Genomic DNA, 15,706 nt, shown 5'->3' with positions numbered 1-15,706 from the left:
CCTGGATTACACGCGGCGCTTCTTCGGCGGACGGCACCCGTTGTGCGGGATTGGCGTCACGTCGGTGATGCTGGCGATCTTGTAGCCACAGCCGTTCAAAGCGCGGACTGCAGATTCACGACCTGGGCCTGGACCTTTGACGTTAACGTCGAGGTTTTTCAGGCCGTATTCCAGCGCAGCTTGACCAGCACGTTCAGCAGCTACTTGAGCAGCGAACGGGGTGGACTTGCGGGAACCGCGGAAACCCGAACCACCAGAGGTAGCCCAGGAAAGAGCGTTGCCTTGACGGTCGGTGATGGTCACGATTGTGTTGTTAAAAGAAGCATGGATGTGGGCGATGCCATCAACCACTGTCTTTTTAACTTTTTTACGAGGACGAGCAGCAGGTTTAGCCATGATTAATTTCCTGTCGATTCGCTGGGGCGATTACTTGCGGATCGGCTTACGCGGACCTTTACGGGTACGCGCGTTAGTCTTGGTACGCTGACCGCGCACTGGAAGACCACGACGATGACGCAGACCGCGATAGCAACCGAGGTCCATCAAACGCTTGATTTTCATGTTGATTTCGCGACGCAGGTCACCTTCAGTGGTGAACTTCGCCACTTCGCCACGCAGCTGTTCAATCTGCTCGTCGCTCAGATCTTTGATCTTTGCGGCTGGGTTTACCCCAGTCACTGCACAAATTTTCTGTGCAGTAGTGCGACCAACACCATAGATGTAGGTCAGCGAGATAACAGTATGCTTGTTATCTGGAATGTTAACGCCTGCAATACGGGCCATTCAGTGGGACTCCAATTGACAGCTACCTACGCCCCGGAAGCCAAGAAATAGGGCGCGAGATAATATCGCTGTAATAACAAATAATCAACCCGGCAGCGCACTAGCTGCCGGGCTTGAAGCACAATCACACTCAGCCTTGGCGCTGTTTGTGACGCGGTTCCGCGCTGCAAATTACTCGAACAACACCTTCGCGGCGAATAATCTTGCAGTTACGGCACAGCTTTTTCACCGATGCACGAACTTTCATCACCAACTCCTCGAACCTTATGGGTACTCAGCGCAACATGCCGCTGCCGTAACCCTTCAGGTTGGCTTTCTTCATCAGGGATTCGTACTGGTGCGAAACGAGGTGCGATTGTACTTGAGACATGAAGTCCATCACAACCACGACCACGATCAGCAACGAGGTCCCGCCAAGGTAGAACGGAACGTTTGCTGCAACCACCAGGAACTGGGGCAACAGGCACACGGCCGTCATATATAGAGCACCGAACAGGGTCAAACGAGTCAGAACGCCATCAATGTAGCGCGCAGACTGCTCACCTGGACGGATGCCCGGAATAAAGGCACCGGACTTCTTCAGGTTTTCCGCTACGTCTTTCGGATTGAACATCAACGCCGTATAGAAGAAGCAGAAGAAAATAATCCCTGCACTAAACAGCAGAATATTCAACGGCTGACCAGGAGCGATCGACTGCGAGATGTCCTGCAGCCAGCCCATACCTTCAGACTGACCAAACCAGGTACCCAACGAAGCCGGGAACAGCAAAATGCTGCTCGCGAAAATGGCTGGAATAACACCGGCCATGTTCACCTTCAACGGCAAGTGGCTAGTCTGCGCAGCAAACACCTTACGGCCCTGCTGACGCTTGGCGTAATGAACAGCAATACGACGCTGACCACGCTCAATGAACACCACGAAACCGATAATCGCTACTGCCAGCAAACCGATGGCAACCAAGGCAAAAATGTTGATATCACCCTGACGCGCAGACTCGAAAGACTGCCCGATCGCTCTCGGAAGACCGGCGACGATACCTGCGAAAATCAACATCGAGATACCGTTGCCAACACCACGCTCAGTAATCTGCTCACCCAGCCACATCATGAACATCGCACCAGCCACAAAAGTGGATACCGCGACGAAATGGAAGCCAAAGTCACCAGTGAACGCAACGCCCTGCCCTGCCAGACCAATGGACATGCCAATTGCCTGAACGAGAGCGAGGACGACAGTGCCGTAGCGGGTGTACTGAGCGATCTTGCGACGCCCAGCTTCACCTTCCTTCTTCAACTGTTCCAGCTGCGGGCTGACGGCGGTCATCAGTTGCATGATGATCGATGCCGAAATGTACGGCATGATCCCCAGAGCAAAGATGCTCATCCGTTCCAGCGCGCCGCCGGAAAACATGTTGAACAAGCTAAGAATGGTCCCCTCATTCTGTCGAAACAGGTCCGCGAGTCGGTCCGGGTTGATACCTGGAACCGGGATGTGTGCGCCTATTCGGTAGACGATAATCGCCAAGAATAGAAAACGCAGACGAGCCCAGAGTTCAGACATACCGCCTTTGCCGAGCGCAGAGAGAGCACCTTGCTTAGCCATTTATTCCTCGAACTTGCCGCCAGCTGCTTCGATAGCCGCACGCGCACCTTTGGTGGCGCCGATTCCCTTTCCGATGGTAACAGCGCGAGTAACTTCGCCGGACAGCATGATTTTCACACGCTGTACGTTGACGTTGATCACGTTGGCATCTTTCAGGGACTGCACGGTGACGATGTCGCCTTCCACTTTAGCCAGCTCGGACAAACGCACTTCTGCGCGGTCCATGGCCTTCAGGGAAACGAAACCGAACTTCGGCAGGCGACGATGCAGCGGCTGTTGACCGCCTTCAAAGCCTGGAGCAATGGTGCCACCGGAGCGGGAGGACTGACCTTTGTGGCCACGGCCACCGGTCTTGCCCAAACCACTACCGATACCACGGCCCGGACGATGCTTTTCGCGACGGGAACCCGGCGCTGGACTCAGATCATTGAGTTTCATCGATTAACCCTCGACACGCAGCATGTAGTAAGCCTTGTTGATCATCCCGCGATTCTCGGGAGTATCAAGTACTTCTACAGTGTGACCGATGCGACGCAGACCCAGACCCTTAACGCACAGTTTGTGGTTAGGGATGCGGCCGGTCATGCTTTTGATCAGCGTAACTTTAACGGTAGCCATGATCAGAAGATCTCCTTGACGCTTTTGCCACGCTTGGCGGCAATGGATTCAGGAGACTGCATAGCTTTCAAACCTTTGAAAGTGGCGTGAACCACGTTTACCGGGTTAGTCGAGCCGTAGCACTTGGCCAGAACGTTCTGAACGCCAGCAACTTCGAGGACAGCACGCATAGCGCCGCCAGCGATGATACCGGTACCTTCAGAAGCAGGCTGCATGTACACCTTCGAAGCGCCATGGGCGGACTTCATTGCGTACTGCAGAGTGGTGCCGTTCAGATCAACTTGGATCATGTTGCGGCGAGCAGCTTCCATTGCCTTCTGGATCGCAGCAGGCACTTCACGCGACTTGCCACGGCCGAAGCCAACACGCCCTTTACCATCACCAACCACGGTCAACGCGGTGAAAGTGAAGATACGGCCGCCTTTAACGGTTTTGGCTACGCGGTTAACTTGAACCAGCTTCTCGATGTAGCCTTCGTCGCGCTTTTGGTCGTTATTTGACATAACTTAGAACTCCAGCCCAGCTTCACGAGCAGCATCAGCCAGCGCCTTGACGCGGCCGTGGTACTTGAAGCCAGAGCGGTCGAAAGCCACCTGCGAGACGCCAGCGGCTTTAGCACGCGTAGCGACCAGCTGGCCAACCTTAGTGGCCGCGTCGATGTTGCCAGTGGCGCCATCACGCAGTTCTTTATCCAAAGTCGAGGCACTTGCCAGGACTTTGTTGCCGTCGGCCGAAATGACCTGGGCGTAGATGTGCTGCGACGAGCGGAACACGCAGAGACGCACGACTTCGAGTTCGTGCATTTTCAGGCGTGCTTTGCGAGCGCGACGCAGTCGAGTAACTTTTTTGTCGGTCATTTGCTATGCCCTACTTCTTCTTGGCTTCTTTACGACGGACGACTTCGTCCGCGTAGCGCACACCTTTGCCTTTGTACGGCTCTGGTGGACGGAAGTCGCGGATCTCGGCGGCCACTTGACCTACCAGCTGCTTATCGATGCCCTTGATCAGGATATCGGTCTGGCTAGGAGTCTCAGCGGTGATGCCTTCCGGCAGTTCATAATCCACTGGGTGCGAGAAGCCAAGAGCCAGGTTCAGCACTGTGCCTTTTGCTTGCGCTTTGTAACCAACACCGACCAGCTGGAGCTTGCGCTCGAAGCCTTGGCTTACGCCTTGGACCATGTTGTTAACCAACGCACGAGTGGTACCAGCCATTGCGCGAGTTTGTTGATCGCCATTGCGAGCAGCGAAACGCAGCTCACCAGCTTCTTCAACGATCTCAACGGACGAATGGATGTTCAGTTCGAGAGTACCCTTGGCACCCTTCACCGAAAGCTGTTGGCCTGCGAATTTGACTTCGACACCGGCTGGCAGCTTAACGGGGTTCTTAGCGACGCGTGACATGCTTATCCCCCCTTAGAACACAGTGCAAAGAACTTCGCCGCCGACACCGGCAGCGCGCGCAGCACGATCCGTCATCACACCTTTGTTGGTGGAGACGATAGACACACCGAGACCGCCACGAACTTTTGGCAGATCATCGACGGACTTGTACTGACGCAGGCCTGGACGGCTAACGCGCTTCACTTCCTCGATGACCGGACGGCCTTCGAAGTACTTCAGCTCGATGGACAGCAGTGGTTTGATTTCGCTGCTGATCTGATAACCCGCAATGTAACCTTCGTCCTTCAGGACTTTGGCAACAGCTACCTTCAAAGTAGAAGATGGCATGCTTACGACGGACTTTTCAGCCATCTGGGCATTACGGATTCGAGTTAGCATGTCCGCTAACGGGTCCTGCATACTCATGGGCTAGACGCTCCTAATACACAAAAAATTAGCCTTGCGGCTACTACGTGTCGCCGAGTACATCCGCGCGAAAAAAGCACGGGCTCAGGCGAGCCGGGTATTCTAGACACACCCCACAAATGAATCAAGCCCCAATAGGGGCTTGATTCAAGTTCAAGGTCACCGATGGTCAGGATCTTGCGATCCCGAACACCGAGACTTTGACAGTGCTTACCAGCTGGCTTTAACCAGACCAGGTACGTCACCACGCATTGCAGCTTCACGCAGTTTGTTACGGCCGAGGCCGAACTTGCGGTAAACGCCGTGTGGACGACCGGTCAGGCGGCAGCGGTTACGCATGCGCGAAGCGCTTGCGTCACGTGGCTGCTTCTGCAGAGCTACTGTAGCTTCCCAACGCGCTTCTGGACTTGCGTTCAGATCAACGATGATAGCTTTCAGTGCTGCACGCTTTTTGGCGTACTTGGCAACCGTGAGCTGACGCTTCAGCTCGCGGTTTTTCATGCTCATCTTGGCCATTTTCCTACTCCAATCAGTTGCGGAACGGGAATTTGAAAGCGCGCAGCAGAGCGCGACCTTCATCATCGTTCTTGGCAGTGGTGGTCAGGGTAATGTCCAGACCGCGGAGAGCATCGATCTTGTCGTAGTCGATTTCCGGGAAGATGATCTGCTCTTTAACGCCCATGCTGTAGTTACCACGACCATCGAAGGACTTGGCATTCAGGCCGCGGAAGTCGCGAACCCGAGGCAGGGAGATCGACAGCAGACGATCCAGGAATTCATACATACGCTCACGGCGCAGAGTCACTTTGACGCCGATCGGCCAACCTTCACGGACTTTAAAGCCAGCGATGGATTTCCGAGCGTAAGTCACAACGACTTTCTGACCGGTGATCTTTTCCAGGTCGGCAACAGCGTGCTCGATGACTTTTTTGTCACCGACTGCTTCGCCCAGACCCATGTTCAGGGTGATTTTGGTAACGCGTGGAACTTCCATCACGTTCGAAAGCTTAAGTTCTTCCTTAAGCTTCGGTGCGATTTCCTTCCAGTAAATCTCTTTTAGTCGTGCCATGGTCTTCTACCTAGCAGTGTTCAAGCATCAACCGCTTTTTGGGTCGACTTGAAGACACGAATTTTCTTGCCGTCTTCTACTTTAAAACCAACGCGGTCAGCCTTGTTGGTTTCGCCGTTGAAAATGGCGACGTTAGAAGCATCCAGCGGAGCTTCTTTTTCGACGATACCGCCCTGCACGCCCGACATCGGGTTAGGCTTGGTATGACGCTTAACCAGGTTCAGACCGCCAATAACCAAACGGTTGTTAGCGAGAACCTTAAGCACCTTACCGCGCTTACCTTTGTCTTTGCCGGCGATCACGATGATCTCGTCGTCACGACGAATCTTTTGCATGTCGGATCTCCTTACAGCACTTCTGGGGCGAGCGAGACGATCTTCATGAACTTCTCAGTACGAAGTTCACGGGTCACTGGCCCAAAGATACGGGTGCCGATCGGCTCTTGCTTATTGTTCAGAAGAACAGCAGCGTTGCCATCAAAGCGGATAATGGAGCCATCAGCACGGCGAACGCCGTGGCGAGTGCGGACTACTACAGCAGTCATCACTTGGCCTTTTTTCACTTTACCGCGAGGAATTGCTTCCTTCACGGTAACTTTGATGATGTCACCGATACCAGCGTAACGACGATGGGAGCCACCCAGCACCTTGATGCACATAACACGGCGAGCGCCGCTGTTATCGGCCACATCGAGCATGGATTGAGTCTGAATCATATAATTTCTCCGACCCCTAGTCCTTAGACTTCCACAGCGCGTTCGAGAACATCAACCAGCGCCCAAGACTTGGTCTTGGCCAAAGGACGAGTTTCACGAATAGTGACTTTGTCGCCGATGTGGCACTGATTGGTTTCGTCGTGCGCGTGCAGCTTAGTCGAACGCTTAACGTATTTACCGTAGATCGGGTGCTTAACGCGACGCTCGATCAGAACGGTGATGGTTTTGTCCATCTTGTCGCTGACAACACGGCCAGTCAGCGTACGGACAGTTTTTTCGGCTTCAGCCATGATTACTTACCTGCCTGCTGGTTAAGCACAGTCTTCACGCGAGCGATGTCACGCTTAACTTGCGAGAGCAGATGAGACTGCCCCAACTGGCCAGTTGCTTTCTGCATACGCAGATTGAACTGGTCGCGCAGCAAGCCGAGCAGTTGCTCGTTCAGCTGCTGTGCGGATTTTTCACGAAGTTCATTCGCTTTCATCACATCACCGTCCGTTTAACAAAGGCGGTGGCGAGCGGCAGCTTTGCAGCAGCCAGGGCAAAAGCCTCACGCGCCAGCTCTTCAGAAACACCCTCGATTTCATACAGGACTTTGCCTGGCTGAATCTGGGCAACCCAGTACTCCACACTACCCTTACCTTTACCCATCCGAACTTCGAGGGGCTTTTTGGAAATAGGCTTGTCCGGGAATACACGGATCCAGATCTTGCCGCCACGTTTAACGTGACGGGTCAGAGCACGACGCGCTGACTCGATCTGACGAGCGGTGAGACGACCACGAGCTACAGACTTCAGCGCGAACTCGCCGAAGCTGACTTTGCTACCGCGCTGAGCCAGACCACGGTTGTGGCCTGTCATCTGCTTGCGGAACTTCGTACGCTTTGGTTGCAACATTTGGCGTACCCCTTACTTAGCAGCTTTTTTACGAGGCGCTGGTGCTTGTGGTTTCAGTTCTTCTTGGCGACCACCAATTACTTCGCCCTTGAAGATCCAAACCTTTACACCGATCACACCGTAAGTGGTGTGAGCTTCGTAGTTGGCATAGTCGATGTCGGCACGCAGGGTGTGCAGTGGCACACGACCTTCGCGATACCATTCAGTACGTGCGATTTCAGCACCGCCGAGACGACCGCTCACTTGGATTTTGATGCCTTTGGCACCAATGCGCATGGCGTTCTGAACAGCGCGCTTCATAGCGCGGCGGAACATTACGCGACGCTCCAGCTGCTGAGCTACGCTCTGCGCAACCAGCATACCGTCGAGCTCCGGCTTGCGGATCTCTTCGATATTGATGTGCACAGGCACACCCATTTGCTTGGTCAGGTCCTGACGCAGTTTCTCAACATCTTCACCTTTCTTCCCGATAACGATACCTGGACGAGCGGTGTGGATGGTGATACGTGCAGTCTGAGCCGGACGATGGATATCGATACGGCTTACGGACGCGCTTTTTAGTTTGTCTTGGAGATACTCACGCACCTTCAGATCAGCGAACAAATAGTCCGCATAAGTCCGACCGTCTGCGTACCAGACGGAGGTGTGCTCCTTGACGATTCCCAGGCGAATGCCAATGGGATGTACTTTCTGACCCATCTCTTCGACTCCGTTACTTGTCAGCAACCTTGACAGTGATATGGCAAGACCGCTTGACGATGCGATCAGCACGGCCTTTGGCACGTGGCATGATTCGCTTCAGCGAACGCCCTTCGTTGACGAAAACGGTGCTGACCTTCAGGTCATCAACGTCTGCGCCTTCGTTATGCTCGGCGTTGGCTACGGCCGACTCCAGCACTTTCTTCATGATCTCGGCGGCTTTCTTACTGCTGAAAGCCAACAGGTTGAGCGCTTCGCCCACCTTCTTCCCGCGGATCTGGTCGGCGACCAAGCGGGCTTTCTGGGCGGAGATTCGAGCGCCCGACAACTTAGCGGCTACTTCCATCGTTCCTTACCCCTTAACGCTTGGCTTTCTTGTCTGCCACGTGCCCACGATATGTGCGGGTACCGGCAAACTCGCCCAGTTTGTGGCCGACCATGTCTTCGTTCACGAGAACTGGAACATGTTGACGACCGTTATGCACTGCAATGGTCAGACCGACCATTTGTGGCAGGATCATCGAACGACGCGACCAGGTCTTAACTGGTTTGCGATCGTTCTTTTCCGCCGCCACTTCGATCTTCTTCAGTAGGTGAAGATCAATAAAAGGACCTTTTTTCAGAGAACGTGGCACTGTCGTATCCCTCTATTTACTTGCGACGACGGACGATCATTTTGTCGGTACGCTTATTACCACGAGTCTTCGCGCCCTTAGTCGGGAAGCCCCATGGCGATACCGGATGACGACCACCAGAGGTACGACCTTCACCACCACCATGTGGGTGGTCAACCGGGTTCATGGCAACACCACGAACGGTTGGGCGAACGCCACGCCAGCGTTTGGCACCAGCTTTACCCAGCGAACGCAGGCTGTGCTCGGAGTTCGAGACTTCACCCAGGGTCGCGCGGCATTCAGCCAGCACTTTACGCATCTCACCAGAACGCAGACGCAGGGTCACGTAGACACCTTCACGAGCGATCAGCTGAGCCGAAGCACCAGCGGAACGAGCGATTTGCGCGCCTTTACCTGGCTTCAATTCGATGCCGTGTACGGTGCTACCAACTGGAATGTTACGCAGTTGCAGAGCGTTGCCCGGCTTGATCGGTGCCAAAGCACCTGCGATCAGCTGGTCACCAGCACTCACGCCTTTAGGGGCAATGATGTAGCGACGCTCGCCATCTGCGTACAGCAGCAGAGCGATGTGAGCAGTACGGTTTGGATCGTATTCAATACGCTCGACAGTGGCAGCGATGCCATCTTTGTCGTTGCGACGGAAATCGACCAGACGATAATGCTGCTTATGGCCACCACCGATGTGACGAGTGGTAATACGACCATTGTTGTTACGACCACCAGTCTTCGATTTTTTCTCGAGCAGCGGTGCGTGAGGAGCGCCTTTATGCAGCTCCTGGTTGACCACCTTGACCACAAAACGGCGGCCAGGGGAAGTCGGTTTGCATTTAACGATTGCCATGATGCACCCCTTCCTTACTCAGCACTGCTGCTGAAATCGAGATCTTGGCCTGGCTGAAGGGAGATAACTGCCTTCTTCCAGTCATTACGCTTGCCCAGACCGCGAGCAGTACGCTTGCTCTTACCCAGAACATTCAGGGTAGTAACACGCTCTACTTTCACGCTGAACAGGCTTTCGACGGCCTTCTTGATTTCCAGCTTGGTTGCGTCAGTCGCAACCTTGAAAACGAACTGGCCTTTCTTGTCAGCCAGAACCGTAGCCTTCTCGGAAACGTGCGGGCCAAGCAGAACTTTAAATACGCGTTCCTGGTTCATCCCAGCAGCTCCTCGAATTTCTTCACGGCCGACACGGTGATCAACACCTTGTCGTATGCGATCAGACTAACTGGATCGGAACCTTGCACGTCACGTACATCAACGTGTGGCAGGTTGCGAGCAGCCAGGTACAGGTTCTGATCAACCACTTCAGACACGATCAAGACATCAGTCAGACCCATGCCGGTCAGTTTGTTCAGCAGATCTTTGGTCTTCGGTGCATCAACAGCGAAGTCCTGAACCACAACCAGACGATCAGTACGCACCAGCTCAGCAAGGATGGAACGCATTGCTGCGCGATACATCTTCTTGTTCAGCTTCTGGGTGTGATCCTGAGGACGAGCTGCGAAAGTGGTACCGCCGCCACGCCAGATTGGGCTACGGATAGTACCGGCACGAGCACGGCCAGTACCTTTCTGACGCCATGGGCGCTTACCGCCACCACGAACGTCGGAACGGGTCTTTTGCTGCTTGCTACCTTGACGGCCGCCGGCCATGTAGGCCACGACTGCTTGGTGAACCAGCGTCTCGTTGAATTCGCCGCCAAATGTCAGTTCGGAAACTTCGATCGCTTGAGCGTCATTTACATTTAATTGCATGTCAGCTTCCCCTTAACCGCGAGCCTTGGCTGCTGGACGTACAACCAAGTTGCCGCCAGTAGCGCCAGGAACAGCACCCTTGACCAACAACAGATTGCGTTCAGCGTCCACGCGCACTACTTCGAGGGACTGCACGGTCACGCGCTCAGCGCCCATATGACCGGACATTTTTTTGCCCTTGAATACACGACCAGGAGTCTGGCACTGGCCGATAGAGCCTGGAACGCGGTGGGACACGGAGTTACCGTGGGTATTATCTTGCCCGCGGAAGTTCCAACGCTTGATCGTACCCTGGAAGCCCTTACCTTTGGACTGACCGGTTACATCAACCAGTTGACCAGCAGCGAAGATTTCAGCATTGATCAGATCGCCGGCCTGGTACTCGCCTTCTTCAAGGCGGAATTCCATTACGGTACGACCAGCGGCAACGTTCGCCTTAGCGAAGTGGCCAGCCTGAGCAGCTGTAACACGCGAAGCACGACGCTCGCCTACAGTGACTTGCACTGCACGATAGCCATCGGTCTCTTCAGTTTTGAACTGGGTGACGCGATTCGGCTCGATCTCAATGACCGTGACCGGAATGGAGACACCTTCTTCGGTGAAAATACGGGTCATACCGCATTTACGACCGACTACACCAATAGTCATGTTGTAAACCTCATGAGTGTACGGGGCTTTCACCCGCTATGGCCGCCCATTTCAGAGCGTTACACGACTAAGACCGAGTCTTAGCCGAGGCTGATCTGCACTTCCACACCGGCCGCAAGATCAAGCTTCATAAGTGCATCAACGGTTTTATCCGTTGGCTGGACGATGTCCAGAACGCGCTTATGAGTACGGATCTCGTACTGGTCACGCGCGTCTTTGTTGACGTGCGGGGAGACCAGAACGGTGAACCGCTCTTTACGGGTAGGCAGTGGAATTGGACCACGCACTTGAGCACCAGTACGTTTCGCGGTTTCCACGATTTCCTGGGTGGATTGGTCGATCAGGCGATGGTCAAAAGCCTTCAACCTGATACGGATTTGCTGATTTTGCATTGGATTTCAGACTCCGGCTGCTATTCCCACCGAGCGCAATACGCCCGTTAAAAGGAGGCGCAATTCTATAGACGCCCCATATAGGTGTCAACCCAATAAAAAAGCCCCCGCTAAGCGGGGGCTTTTTCAACTCATCAAAGCTTACTCAAAAAAGAGCTTACTCGATGATTTTGGCTACGACGCCAGCGCCGACGGTACGACCGCCTTCACGGATAGCGAAACGCAGACCGTCTTCCATTGCGATGGTTTTGATCAGGGTAACAGTCATCTGAATGTTGTCACCTGGCATTACCATTTCAACGCCTTCTGGCAGCTCGCAGTTACCAGTCACGTCAGTAGTACGGAAGTAGAACTGTGGACGGTAGCCTTTGAAGAACGGAGTGTGACGACCGCCTTCTTCCTTGCTCAGAACGTAAACTTCTGCGGTGAACTTGGTGTGCGGCTTAACCGAACCCGGCTTAACCAGAACCTGGCCACGCTCAACGTCGTCACGCTTGGTGCCACGCAACAGAACGCCGCAGTTCTCGCCAGCACGACCTTCGTCGAGCAGCTTACGGAACATTTCAACACCGGTGCAGGTGGTGACGGTGGTGTCACGCAGACCAACGATTTCCAGTGGATCCTGAACGCGAACGATACCGCGCTCGATACGACCAGTCACAACTGTACCGCGACCGGAGATCGAGAATACGTCTTCGATTGGCATCAGGAACGGCTTGTCGGTCAGACGAACTGGTTCTGGGATGTAGCTGTCCAGAGTTTCCACCAGCTTCTTAACAGCAGTGGTGCCCATTTCGTTATCGTCAAGACCTTCAAGAGCCATACGAGCAGAACCGATGATGATCGGAGTGTCGTCGCCCGGGAAGTCGTAAGTGCTCAGCAGATCGCGCACTTCCATTTCAACCAGTTCCAGCAGCTCAGCGTCGTCTACCAGGTCAGCCTTGTTCAGGAAAACCACGATGTACGGAACGCCTACCTGACGGGACAGCAGGATGTGCTCACGGGTTTGTGGCATCGGACCATCAGCGGCCGAGCAAACCAGAATAGCGCCGTCCATTTGAGCAGCACCGGTGATCATGTTCTTCACATAGTCAGCGTGACCTGGGCAGTCAACGTGAGCGTAGTGACGGATCTTCGAGTTGTACTCAACGTGAGCGGTGTTGATGGTGATACCGCGAGCCTTCTCTTCTGGTGCGCTGTCGATCTTGTCGAAGTCAACACGAGCCGAACCGAAAACTTCGGAGCAGACGCGAGTCAGAGCAGCGGTCAGCGTGGTTTTACCGTGGTCAACGTGACCGATGGTGCCAACGTTGACGTGCGGAAGGGAACGATCAAATTTTTCTTTAGCCACGACAATTAACTCCTAGCCTAAAGGGGCTGAATCAGCCTTGTTTTTTGGTAACAGTTTCGACGATATGCGACGGAGCTGTATTGTATTTTTTGAATTCCATAGAGTAGCTTGCGCGACCTTGGGACATGGAGCGAACGTCGGTTGCGTAACCGAACATCTCACCCAACGGAACCTCGGCACGAATTACTTTGCCGGAGACCGTGTCTTCCATACCCAGGATCATGCCGCGACGACGGTTAAGGTCGCCCATCACGTCACCCATATAGTCTTCAGGCGTAACAACCTCTACCGCCATGATCGGCTCAAGCAACTCACCACCGCCCTTCTGGGCCAGTTGCTTGGTTGCCATGGAAGCAGCCACTTTAAACGCCATCTCGTTGGAGTCGACGTCGTGGTAGGAACCATCAAACACGGTAGCCTTCAGGCCGATCAGCGGATAGCCGGCAACAACGCCGTTCTTCATCTGCTCTTCGATACCCTTCTGGATAGCCGGGATGTATTCCTTAGGAACCACACCACCCACCACTTCGTTCAGGAACTGCAAACCTTCCTGACCTTCGTCAGCAGGAGCAAAACGAATCCAGCAGTGACCGAACTGGCCACGACCGCCGGACTGACGAACGAACTTGCCTTCAATTTCGCAGCTCTTCGTGATGCGCTCACGGTACGAAACTTGAGGCTTACCGATGTTGGCTTCGACGTTGAACTCACGGCGCATCCGGTCAACCAGGATGTCCAGGTGCAACTCGCCCATGCCGGAGATGATCGTTTGACCAGTCTCTTCATCAGTCTTGACGCGGAAAGACGGATCTTCCTGAGCAAGCTTGCCCAGAGCGATACCCATTTTTTCCTGGTCGTCCTTGGTCTTAGGCTCTACGGCAACCGAAATAACCGGCTCCGGGAAGTCCATGCGAACGAGGATGATTGGCTTGTCAGCGTTGCACAAAGTTTCACCAGTGGTGACGTCCTTCATGCCGATCAAGGCCGCGATGTCACCAGCGCGCACTTCCTTGATTTCTTCACGGGCGTTTGCGTGCATTTGCACCATACGACCCACACGCTCTTTCTTGCCTTTAACCGAGTTGATCACGCCGTCGCCGGAGGCCAACACGCCCGAGTAAACTCGAACAAAGGTCAAGGTCCCCACGAATGGGTCGGTAGCGATCTTGAACGCCAGAGCCGAGAACGGCTCGCTGTCGTCTGCGTGACGCTCCATTTCCTTGGTCTCGTCATCCGGGTCAGTACCCTTGATGGCAGGAATGTCGGTAGGAGCAGGCAGGTAGTCGATAACGGCGTCGAGAACCAGGGGAACACCCTTGTTCTTGAAGGAAGAACCGCAAACAGCCAGAACGATCTCGCCGGCGATAGTACGCTGACGCAGAGCGGCCTTGATTTCCGCGTTGGTGAGCTCTTCACCTTCGAGGTACTTGTTCATCAGCTCTTCGCTAGCTTCGGCTGCAGCTTCAATCATGTTGCTGCGCCACTCGTCAGCCAGCTCCTGCAGCTCAGCAGGGATAGGCTTGCGAACTGGAACCATACCTTTGTCAGCGTCATTCCAGTAAACAGCTTCCATGGACATCAGGTCGATCTGACCCTGGAAGTTGTCTTCGGAACCGATAGCCAACTGGATTGGGACCGGGGTGTGACCCAGACGCTGCTTGATCTGACCGATCACGCGCAGGAAGTTCGCACCAGCACGGTCCATCTTGTTTACGTAAACAAGACGTGGAACGCCGTACTTGTTGGCTTGACGCCATACGGTTTCCGACTGAGGCTCAACACCCGAGGTGCCGCAGAACACAACAACCGCGCCGTCGAGAACACGCAGGGAACGCTCAACTTCAATAGTGAAGTCAACGTGGCCCGGGGTGTCGATGACGTTGAAGCGGTATTGGTCCTTGTGCTGCTTCTCGGAACCCTGCCAGAAGGCGGTAATGGCAGCAGAAGTAATGGTAATACCACGCTCCTGCTCCTGCACCATCCAGTCTGTGGTCGCGGCGCCGTCATGCACCTCGCCCATTTTGTGACTTTTGCCAGTGTAAAAAAGGACGCGCTCGGTGGTGGTGGTTTTACCAGCATCCACGTGAGCAACGATACCAATGTTACGGTAGCGGTTAATCGGTGTAGTACGAGCCATAAAGCCCTCGCAAAATTAGTGACGCTAAAATTAGAAGCGGTAGTGCGAGAAAGCCTTGTTGGCTTCAGCCATACGGTGCACGTCTTCACGCTTCTTAACTGCAGCACCTTTGCCTTCGGCAGCGTCCAACAGTTCGCCAGCCAAACGCAGAGCCATAGACTTCTCGCCGCGCTTACGGGCGAAGTCTACCAACCAGCGCATTGCCAGAGCGTTACGACGGGACGGACGAACTTCGACCGGAACCTGGTAAGTAGCACCGCCTACACGGCGCGACTTTACTTCGACCAGCGGAGCGATGGCGTCGAGAGCTTTCTCGAAGATTTCCAGGGGATCGCTGTTCTTGCGTTCTTTAACCTTTTCCAGCGCGCCATAAACGATACGCTCGGCAACGGCTTTCTTGCCGCTTTCCATTACGTGGTTCATGAACTTGGCCAGGATCTGGCTGCCGTATTTTGGATCGTCAAGCACTTCGCGCTTGGCTGCTACGCGTCTTCTTGGCATGGATAAGCCCTCAAACGGTCTTCAGGTTCGCTCGGAATCGGTGCCCTTTCGGGACGCCTCCGACCTTACTCTTATCGACTCAGAAAAATAGAAAATCA

28 protein-coding genes are annotated in these 15,706 nt (G+C 54.3%); all 28 read right to left on the bottom strand.

Going from position 1 to position 15,706, the window contains the following annotated elements:
* Positions 1 to 6 precede the first annotated feature (6 nt).
* A complete protein-coding gene (gene rpsK / locus PSH88_RS03385) occupies positions 7 to 396 on the bottom strand; it encodes a 30S ribosomal protein S11 (protein WP_002555466.1) in 390 nt (129 codons plus the stop codon).
* 30 nt (positions 397 to 426) lie between these two features.
* Positions 427 to 783 carry a 30S ribosomal protein S13 gene (rpsM, locus tag PSH88_RS03380; RefSeq protein ID WP_003186020.1) on the bottom strand — a complete coding sequence of 119 codons (357 nt, stop codon included), beginning with the start codon at positions 781 to 783 and terminating at the stop codon, positions 427 to 429.
* Between the two features lie 130 nt (positions 784 to 913).
* Positions 914 to 1,030 carry a 50S ribosomal protein L36 gene (rpmJ, locus tag PSH88_RS03375; protein ID WP_002555468.1) on the bottom strand — a complete coding sequence of 39 codons (117 nt, stop codon included), beginning with the start codon at positions 1,028 to 1,030 and terminating at the stop codon, positions 914 to 916.
* 27 nt (positions 1,031 to 1,057) lie between these two features.
* On the bottom strand, positions 1,058 to 2,386 hold the full coding sequence (gene secY / locus PSH88_RS03370) for a preprotein translocase subunit SecY (protein ID WP_007896784.1): 1,329 nt from the start codon (positions 2,384 to 2,386) through the stop codon (positions 1,058 to 1,060).
* Positions 2,387 to 2,824 carry a 50S ribosomal protein L15 gene (rplO, locus tag PSH88_RS03365; protein WP_007896782.1) on the bottom strand — a complete coding sequence of 146 codons (438 nt, stop codon included), beginning with the start codon at positions 2,822 to 2,824 and terminating at the stop codon, positions 2,387 to 2,389.
* Between the two features lie 3 nt (positions 2,825 to 2,827).
* Complete coding sequence (gene rpmD, locus PSH88_RS03360) at positions 2,828 to 3,004, bottom strand: 50S ribosomal protein L30 (protein WP_003186033.1); 177 nt, start codon at positions 3,002 to 3,004, stop codon at positions 2,828 to 2,830.
* 2 nt (positions 3,005 to 3,006) lie between these two features.
* Positions 3,007 to 3,507 carry a 30S ribosomal protein S5 gene (gene rpsE, locus PSH88_RS03355; protein ID WP_003186035.1) on the bottom strand — a complete coding sequence of 167 codons (501 nt, stop codon included), beginning with the start codon at positions 3,505 to 3,507 and terminating at the stop codon, positions 3,007 to 3,009.
* Between the two features lie 3 nt (positions 3,508 to 3,510).
* Positions 3,511 to 3,861 carry a 50S ribosomal protein L18 gene (rplR, locus tag PSH88_RS03350; protein WP_003186037.1) on the bottom strand — a complete coding sequence of 117 codons (351 nt, stop codon included), beginning with the start codon at positions 3,859 to 3,861 and terminating at the stop codon, positions 3,511 to 3,513.
* A 10-nt stretch (positions 3,862 to 3,871) separates the two neighbouring features.
* The gene (gene rplF / locus PSH88_RS03345) at positions 3,872 to 4,405 is read right to left on the bottom strand and encodes a 50S ribosomal protein L6 (protein WP_003176412.1); all 534 of its coding nucleotides are present in this window, start codon (positions 4,403 to 4,405) and stop codon (positions 3,872 to 3,874) included.
* 12 nt (positions 4,406 to 4,417) lie between these two features.
* Positions 4,418 to 4,810, bottom strand: coding sequence for a 30S ribosomal protein S8 (gene rpsH, locus PSH88_RS03340; protein WP_003186040.1), 393 nt, complete (start codon positions 4,808 to 4,810; stop codon positions 4,418 to 4,420).
* Between the two features lie 210 nt (positions 4,811 to 5,020).
* A complete protein-coding gene (rpsN, locus tag PSH88_RS03335; protein ID WP_003176414.1) occupies positions 5,021 to 5,326 on the bottom strand; it encodes a 30S ribosomal protein S14 in 306 nt (101 codons plus the stop codon).
* A 13-nt stretch (positions 5,327 to 5,339) separates the two neighbouring features.
* Entirely contained in the window at positions 5,340 to 5,879 is a 540-nt protein-coding gene (gene rplE / locus PSH88_RS03330) for a 50S ribosomal protein L5 (protein ID WP_003176415.1), read from the bottom strand.
* 20 nt (positions 5,880 to 5,899) lie between these two features.
* Positions 5,900 to 6,214 carry a 50S ribosomal protein L24 gene (rplX, locus tag PSH88_RS03325; protein ID WP_003176416.1) on the bottom strand — a complete coding sequence of 105 codons (315 nt, stop codon included), beginning with the start codon at positions 6,212 to 6,214 and terminating at the stop codon, positions 5,900 to 5,902.
* 11 nt (positions 6,215 to 6,225) lie between these two features.
* The gene (gene rplN / locus PSH88_RS03320) at positions 6,226 to 6,594 is read right to left on the bottom strand and encodes a 50S ribosomal protein L14 (RefSeq protein WP_002555479.1); all 369 of its coding nucleotides are present in this window, start codon (positions 6,592 to 6,594) and stop codon (positions 6,226 to 6,228) included.
* Positions 6,595 to 6,617: 23 nt separating this feature from the next.
* The gene (gene rpsQ / locus PSH88_RS03315) at positions 6,618 to 6,884 is read right to left on the bottom strand and encodes a 30S ribosomal protein S17 (protein ID WP_003176419.1); all 267 of its coding nucleotides are present in this window, start codon (positions 6,882 to 6,884) and stop codon (positions 6,618 to 6,620) included.
* Between the two features lie 2 nt (positions 6,885 to 6,886).
* Positions 6,887 to 7,078 carry a 50S ribosomal protein L29 gene (rpmC, locus tag PSH88_RS03310; protein WP_002555481.1) on the bottom strand — a complete coding sequence of 64 codons (192 nt, stop codon included), beginning with the start codon at positions 7,076 to 7,078 and terminating at the stop codon, positions 6,887 to 6,889.
* Positions 7,078 to 7,491, bottom strand: a complete 414-nt coding sequence (gene rplP, locus PSH88_RS03305) for a 50S ribosomal protein L16 (protein ID WP_007896757.1) — start codon at positions 7,489 to 7,491, stop codon at positions 7,078 to 7,080. The genes rpmC and rplP overlap by 1 nt, the downstream gene beginning before the upstream one ends.
* 12 nt (positions 7,492 to 7,503) lie before the next feature.
* On the bottom strand, positions 7,504 to 8,190 hold the full coding sequence (gene rpsC / locus PSH88_RS03300) for a 30S ribosomal protein S3 (protein WP_003176422.1): 687 nt from the start codon (positions 8,188 to 8,190) through the stop codon (positions 7,504 to 7,506).
* A 13-nt stretch (positions 8,191 to 8,203) separates the two neighbouring features.
* Complete coding sequence (rplV, locus tag PSH88_RS03295) at positions 8,204 to 8,536, bottom strand: 50S ribosomal protein L22 (RefSeq protein WP_003103908.1); 333 nt, start codon at positions 8,534 to 8,536, stop codon at positions 8,204 to 8,206.
* A 13-nt stretch (positions 8,537 to 8,549) separates the two neighbouring features.
* Positions 8,550 to 8,825, bottom strand: coding sequence for a 30S ribosomal protein S19 (gene rpsS, locus PSH88_RS03290; RefSeq protein WP_002555486.1), 276 nt, complete (start codon positions 8,823 to 8,825; stop codon positions 8,550 to 8,552).
* A 16-nt stretch (positions 8,826 to 8,841) separates the two neighbouring features.
* Complete coding sequence (rplB, locus tag PSH88_RS03285; RefSeq protein WP_003210080.1) at positions 8,842 to 9,666, bottom strand: 50S ribosomal protein L2; 825 nt, start codon at positions 9,664 to 9,666, stop codon at positions 8,842 to 8,844.
* 14 nt (positions 9,667 to 9,680) lie between these two features.
* Complete coding sequence (gene rplW / locus PSH88_RS03280) at positions 9,681 to 9,980, bottom strand: 50S ribosomal protein L23 (RefSeq protein WP_002555488.1); 300 nt, start codon at positions 9,978 to 9,980, stop codon at positions 9,681 to 9,683.
* A complete protein-coding gene (gene rplD / locus PSH88_RS03275; RefSeq protein WP_007896707.1) occupies positions 9,977 to 10,579 on the bottom strand; it encodes a 50S ribosomal protein L4 in 603 nt (200 codons plus the stop codon). The genes rplW and rplD overlap by 4 nt, the downstream gene beginning before the upstream one ends.
* A gap of 12 nt (positions 10,580 to 10,591) precedes the next feature.
* On the bottom strand, positions 10,592 to 11,227 hold the full coding sequence (gene rplC, locus PSH88_RS03270) for a 50S ribosomal protein L3 (RefSeq protein WP_003186059.1): 636 nt from the start codon (positions 11,225 to 11,227) through the stop codon (positions 10,592 to 10,594).
* A gap of 80 nt (positions 11,228 to 11,307) precedes the next feature.
* Positions 11,308 to 11,619, bottom strand: a complete 312-nt coding sequence (rpsJ, locus tag PSH88_RS03265; RefSeq protein WP_003186070.1) for a 30S ribosomal protein S10 — start codon at positions 11,617 to 11,619, stop codon at positions 11,308 to 11,310.
* A gap of 157 nt (positions 11,620 to 11,776) precedes the next feature.
* A complete protein-coding gene (tuf, locus tag PSH88_RS03260; RefSeq protein ID WP_305424907.1) occupies positions 11,777 to 12,970 on the bottom strand; it encodes an elongation factor Tu in 1,194 nt (397 codons plus the stop codon).
* A 31-nt stretch (positions 12,971 to 13,001) separates the two neighbouring features.
* Positions 13,002 to 15,107, bottom strand: coding sequence for an elongation factor G (fusA, locus tag PSH88_RS03255; RefSeq protein WP_305424905.1), 2,106 nt, complete (start codon positions 15,105 to 15,107; stop codon positions 13,002 to 13,004).
* Positions 15,108 to 15,137: 30 nt separating this feature from the next.
* Positions 15,138 to 15,608 (bottom strand): 30S ribosomal protein S7, encoded by a 471-nt coding sequence (gene rpsG, locus PSH88_RS03250; protein WP_002555493.1) that lies wholly within the window; start codon positions 15,606 to 15,608, stop codon positions 15,138 to 15,140.
* Between the last annotated feature and the right edge of the window lie 98 nt (positions 15,609 to 15,706).

It is taken from the genome of Pseudomonas wuhanensis, from assembly GCF_030687395.1.
In the GTDB taxonomy this organism is placed as follows: Bacteria; Pseudomonadota; Gammaproteobacteria; order Pseudomonadales; family Pseudomonadaceae; genus Aquipseudomonas; species Aquipseudomonas wuhanensis.
The sequence above is the reverse complement of the archived record's forward strand: the minus strand, read 5'-3'. Positions and strand labels throughout refer to the sequence as shown.

Bases quoted from the DNA above. Each gene is read 5' to 3' on its own strand.
- rpsK (WP_002555466.1), bottom strand. From the start codon at position 396: ATGGCTAAACCTGCTGCTCGTCCTCGTAAAAAAGTTAAAAAGACAGTG.
- rpsM (WP_003186020.1), bottom strand. From the start codon at position 783: ATGGCCCGTATTGCAGGCGTTAACATTCCAGATAACAAGCATACTGTT.
- rpmJ (WP_002555468.1), bottom strand. From the start codon at position 1,030: ATGAAAGTTCGTGCATCGGTGAAAAAGCTGTGCCGTAACTGCAAGATT.
- secY (WP_007896784.1), bottom strand. From the start codon at position 2,386: ATGGCTAAGCAAGGTGCTCTCTCTGCGCTCGGCAAAGGCGGTATGTCT.
- rplO (WP_007896782.1), bottom strand. From the start codon at position 2,824: ATGAAACTCAATGATCTGAGTCCAGCGCCGGGTTCCCGTCGCGAAAAG.
- rpmD (WP_003186033.1), bottom strand. From the start codon at position 3,004: ATGGCTACCGTTAAAGTTACGCTGATCAAAAGCATGACCGGCCGCATC.
- rpsE (WP_003186035.1), bottom strand. From the start codon at position 3,507: ATGTCAAATAACGACCAAAAGCGCGACGAAGGCTACATCGAGAAGCTG.
- rplR (WP_003186037.1), bottom strand. From the start codon at position 3,861: ATGACCGACAAAAAAGTTACTCGACTGCGTCGCGCTCGCAAAGCACGC.
- rplF (WP_003176412.1), bottom strand. From the start codon at position 4,405: ATGTCACGCGTCGCTAAGAACCCCGTTAAGCTGCCAGCCGGTGTCGAA.
- rpsH (WP_003186040.1), bottom strand. From the start codon at position 4,810: ATGAGTATGCAGGACCCGTTAGCGGACATGCTAACTCGAATCCGTAAT.
- rpsN (WP_003176414.1), bottom strand. From the start codon at position 5,326: ATGGCCAAGATGAGCATGAAAAACCGCGAGCTGAAGCGTCAGCTCACG.
- rplE (WP_003176415.1), bottom strand. From the start codon at position 5,879: ATGGCACGACTAAAAGAGATTTACTGGAAGGAAATCGCACCGAAGCTT.
- rplX (WP_003176416.1), bottom strand. From the start codon at position 6,214: ATGCAAAAGATTCGTCGTGACGACGAGATCATCGTGATCGCCGGCAAA.
- rplN (WP_002555479.1), bottom strand. From the start codon at position 6,594: ATGATTCAGACTCAATCCATGCTCGATGTGGCCGATAACAGCGGCGCT.
- rpsQ (WP_003176419.1), bottom strand. From the start codon at position 6,884: ATGGCTGAAGCCGAAAAAACTGTCCGTACGCTGACTGGCCGTGTTGTC.
- rpmC (WP_002555481.1), bottom strand. From the start codon at position 7,078: ATGAAAGCGAATGAACTTCGTGAAAAATCCGCACAGCAGCTGAACGAG.
- rplP (WP_007896757.1), bottom strand. From the start codon at position 7,491: ATGTTGCAACCAAAGCGTACGAAGTTCCGCAAGCAGATGACAGGCCAC.
- rpsC (WP_003176422.1), bottom strand. From the start codon at position 8,190: ATGGGTCAGAAAGTACATCCCATTGGCATTCGCCTGGGAATCGTCAAG.
- rplV (WP_003103908.1), bottom strand. From the start codon at position 8,536: ATGGAAGTAGCCGCTAAGTTGTCGGGCGCTCGAATCTCCGCCCAGAAA.
- rplB (WP_003210080.1), bottom strand. From the start codon at position 9,666: ATGGCAATCGTTAAATGCAAACCGACTTCCCCTGGCCGCCGTTTTGTG.
- rplW (WP_002555488.1), bottom strand. From the start codon at position 9,980: ATGAACCAGGAACGCGTATTTAAAGTTCTGCTTGGCCCGCACGTTTCC.
- rplD (WP_007896707.1), bottom strand. From the start codon at position 10,579: ATGCAATTAAATGTAAATGACGCTCAAGCGATCGAAGTTTCCGAACTG.
- rplC (WP_003186059.1), bottom strand. From the start codon at position 11,227: ATGACTATTGGTGTAGTCGGTCGTAAATGCGGTATGACCCGTATTTTC.
- rpsJ (WP_003186070.1), bottom strand. From the start codon at position 11,619: ATGCAAAATCAGCAAATCCGTATCAGGTTGAAGGCTTTTGACCATCGC.
- fusA (WP_305424905.1), bottom strand. From the start codon at position 15,107: ATGGCTCGTACTACACCGATTAACCGCTACCGTAACATTGGTATCGTT.
- rpsG (WP_002555493.1), bottom strand. From the start codon at position 15,608: ATGCCAAGAAGACGCGTAGCAGCCAAGCGCGAAGTGCTTGACGATCCA.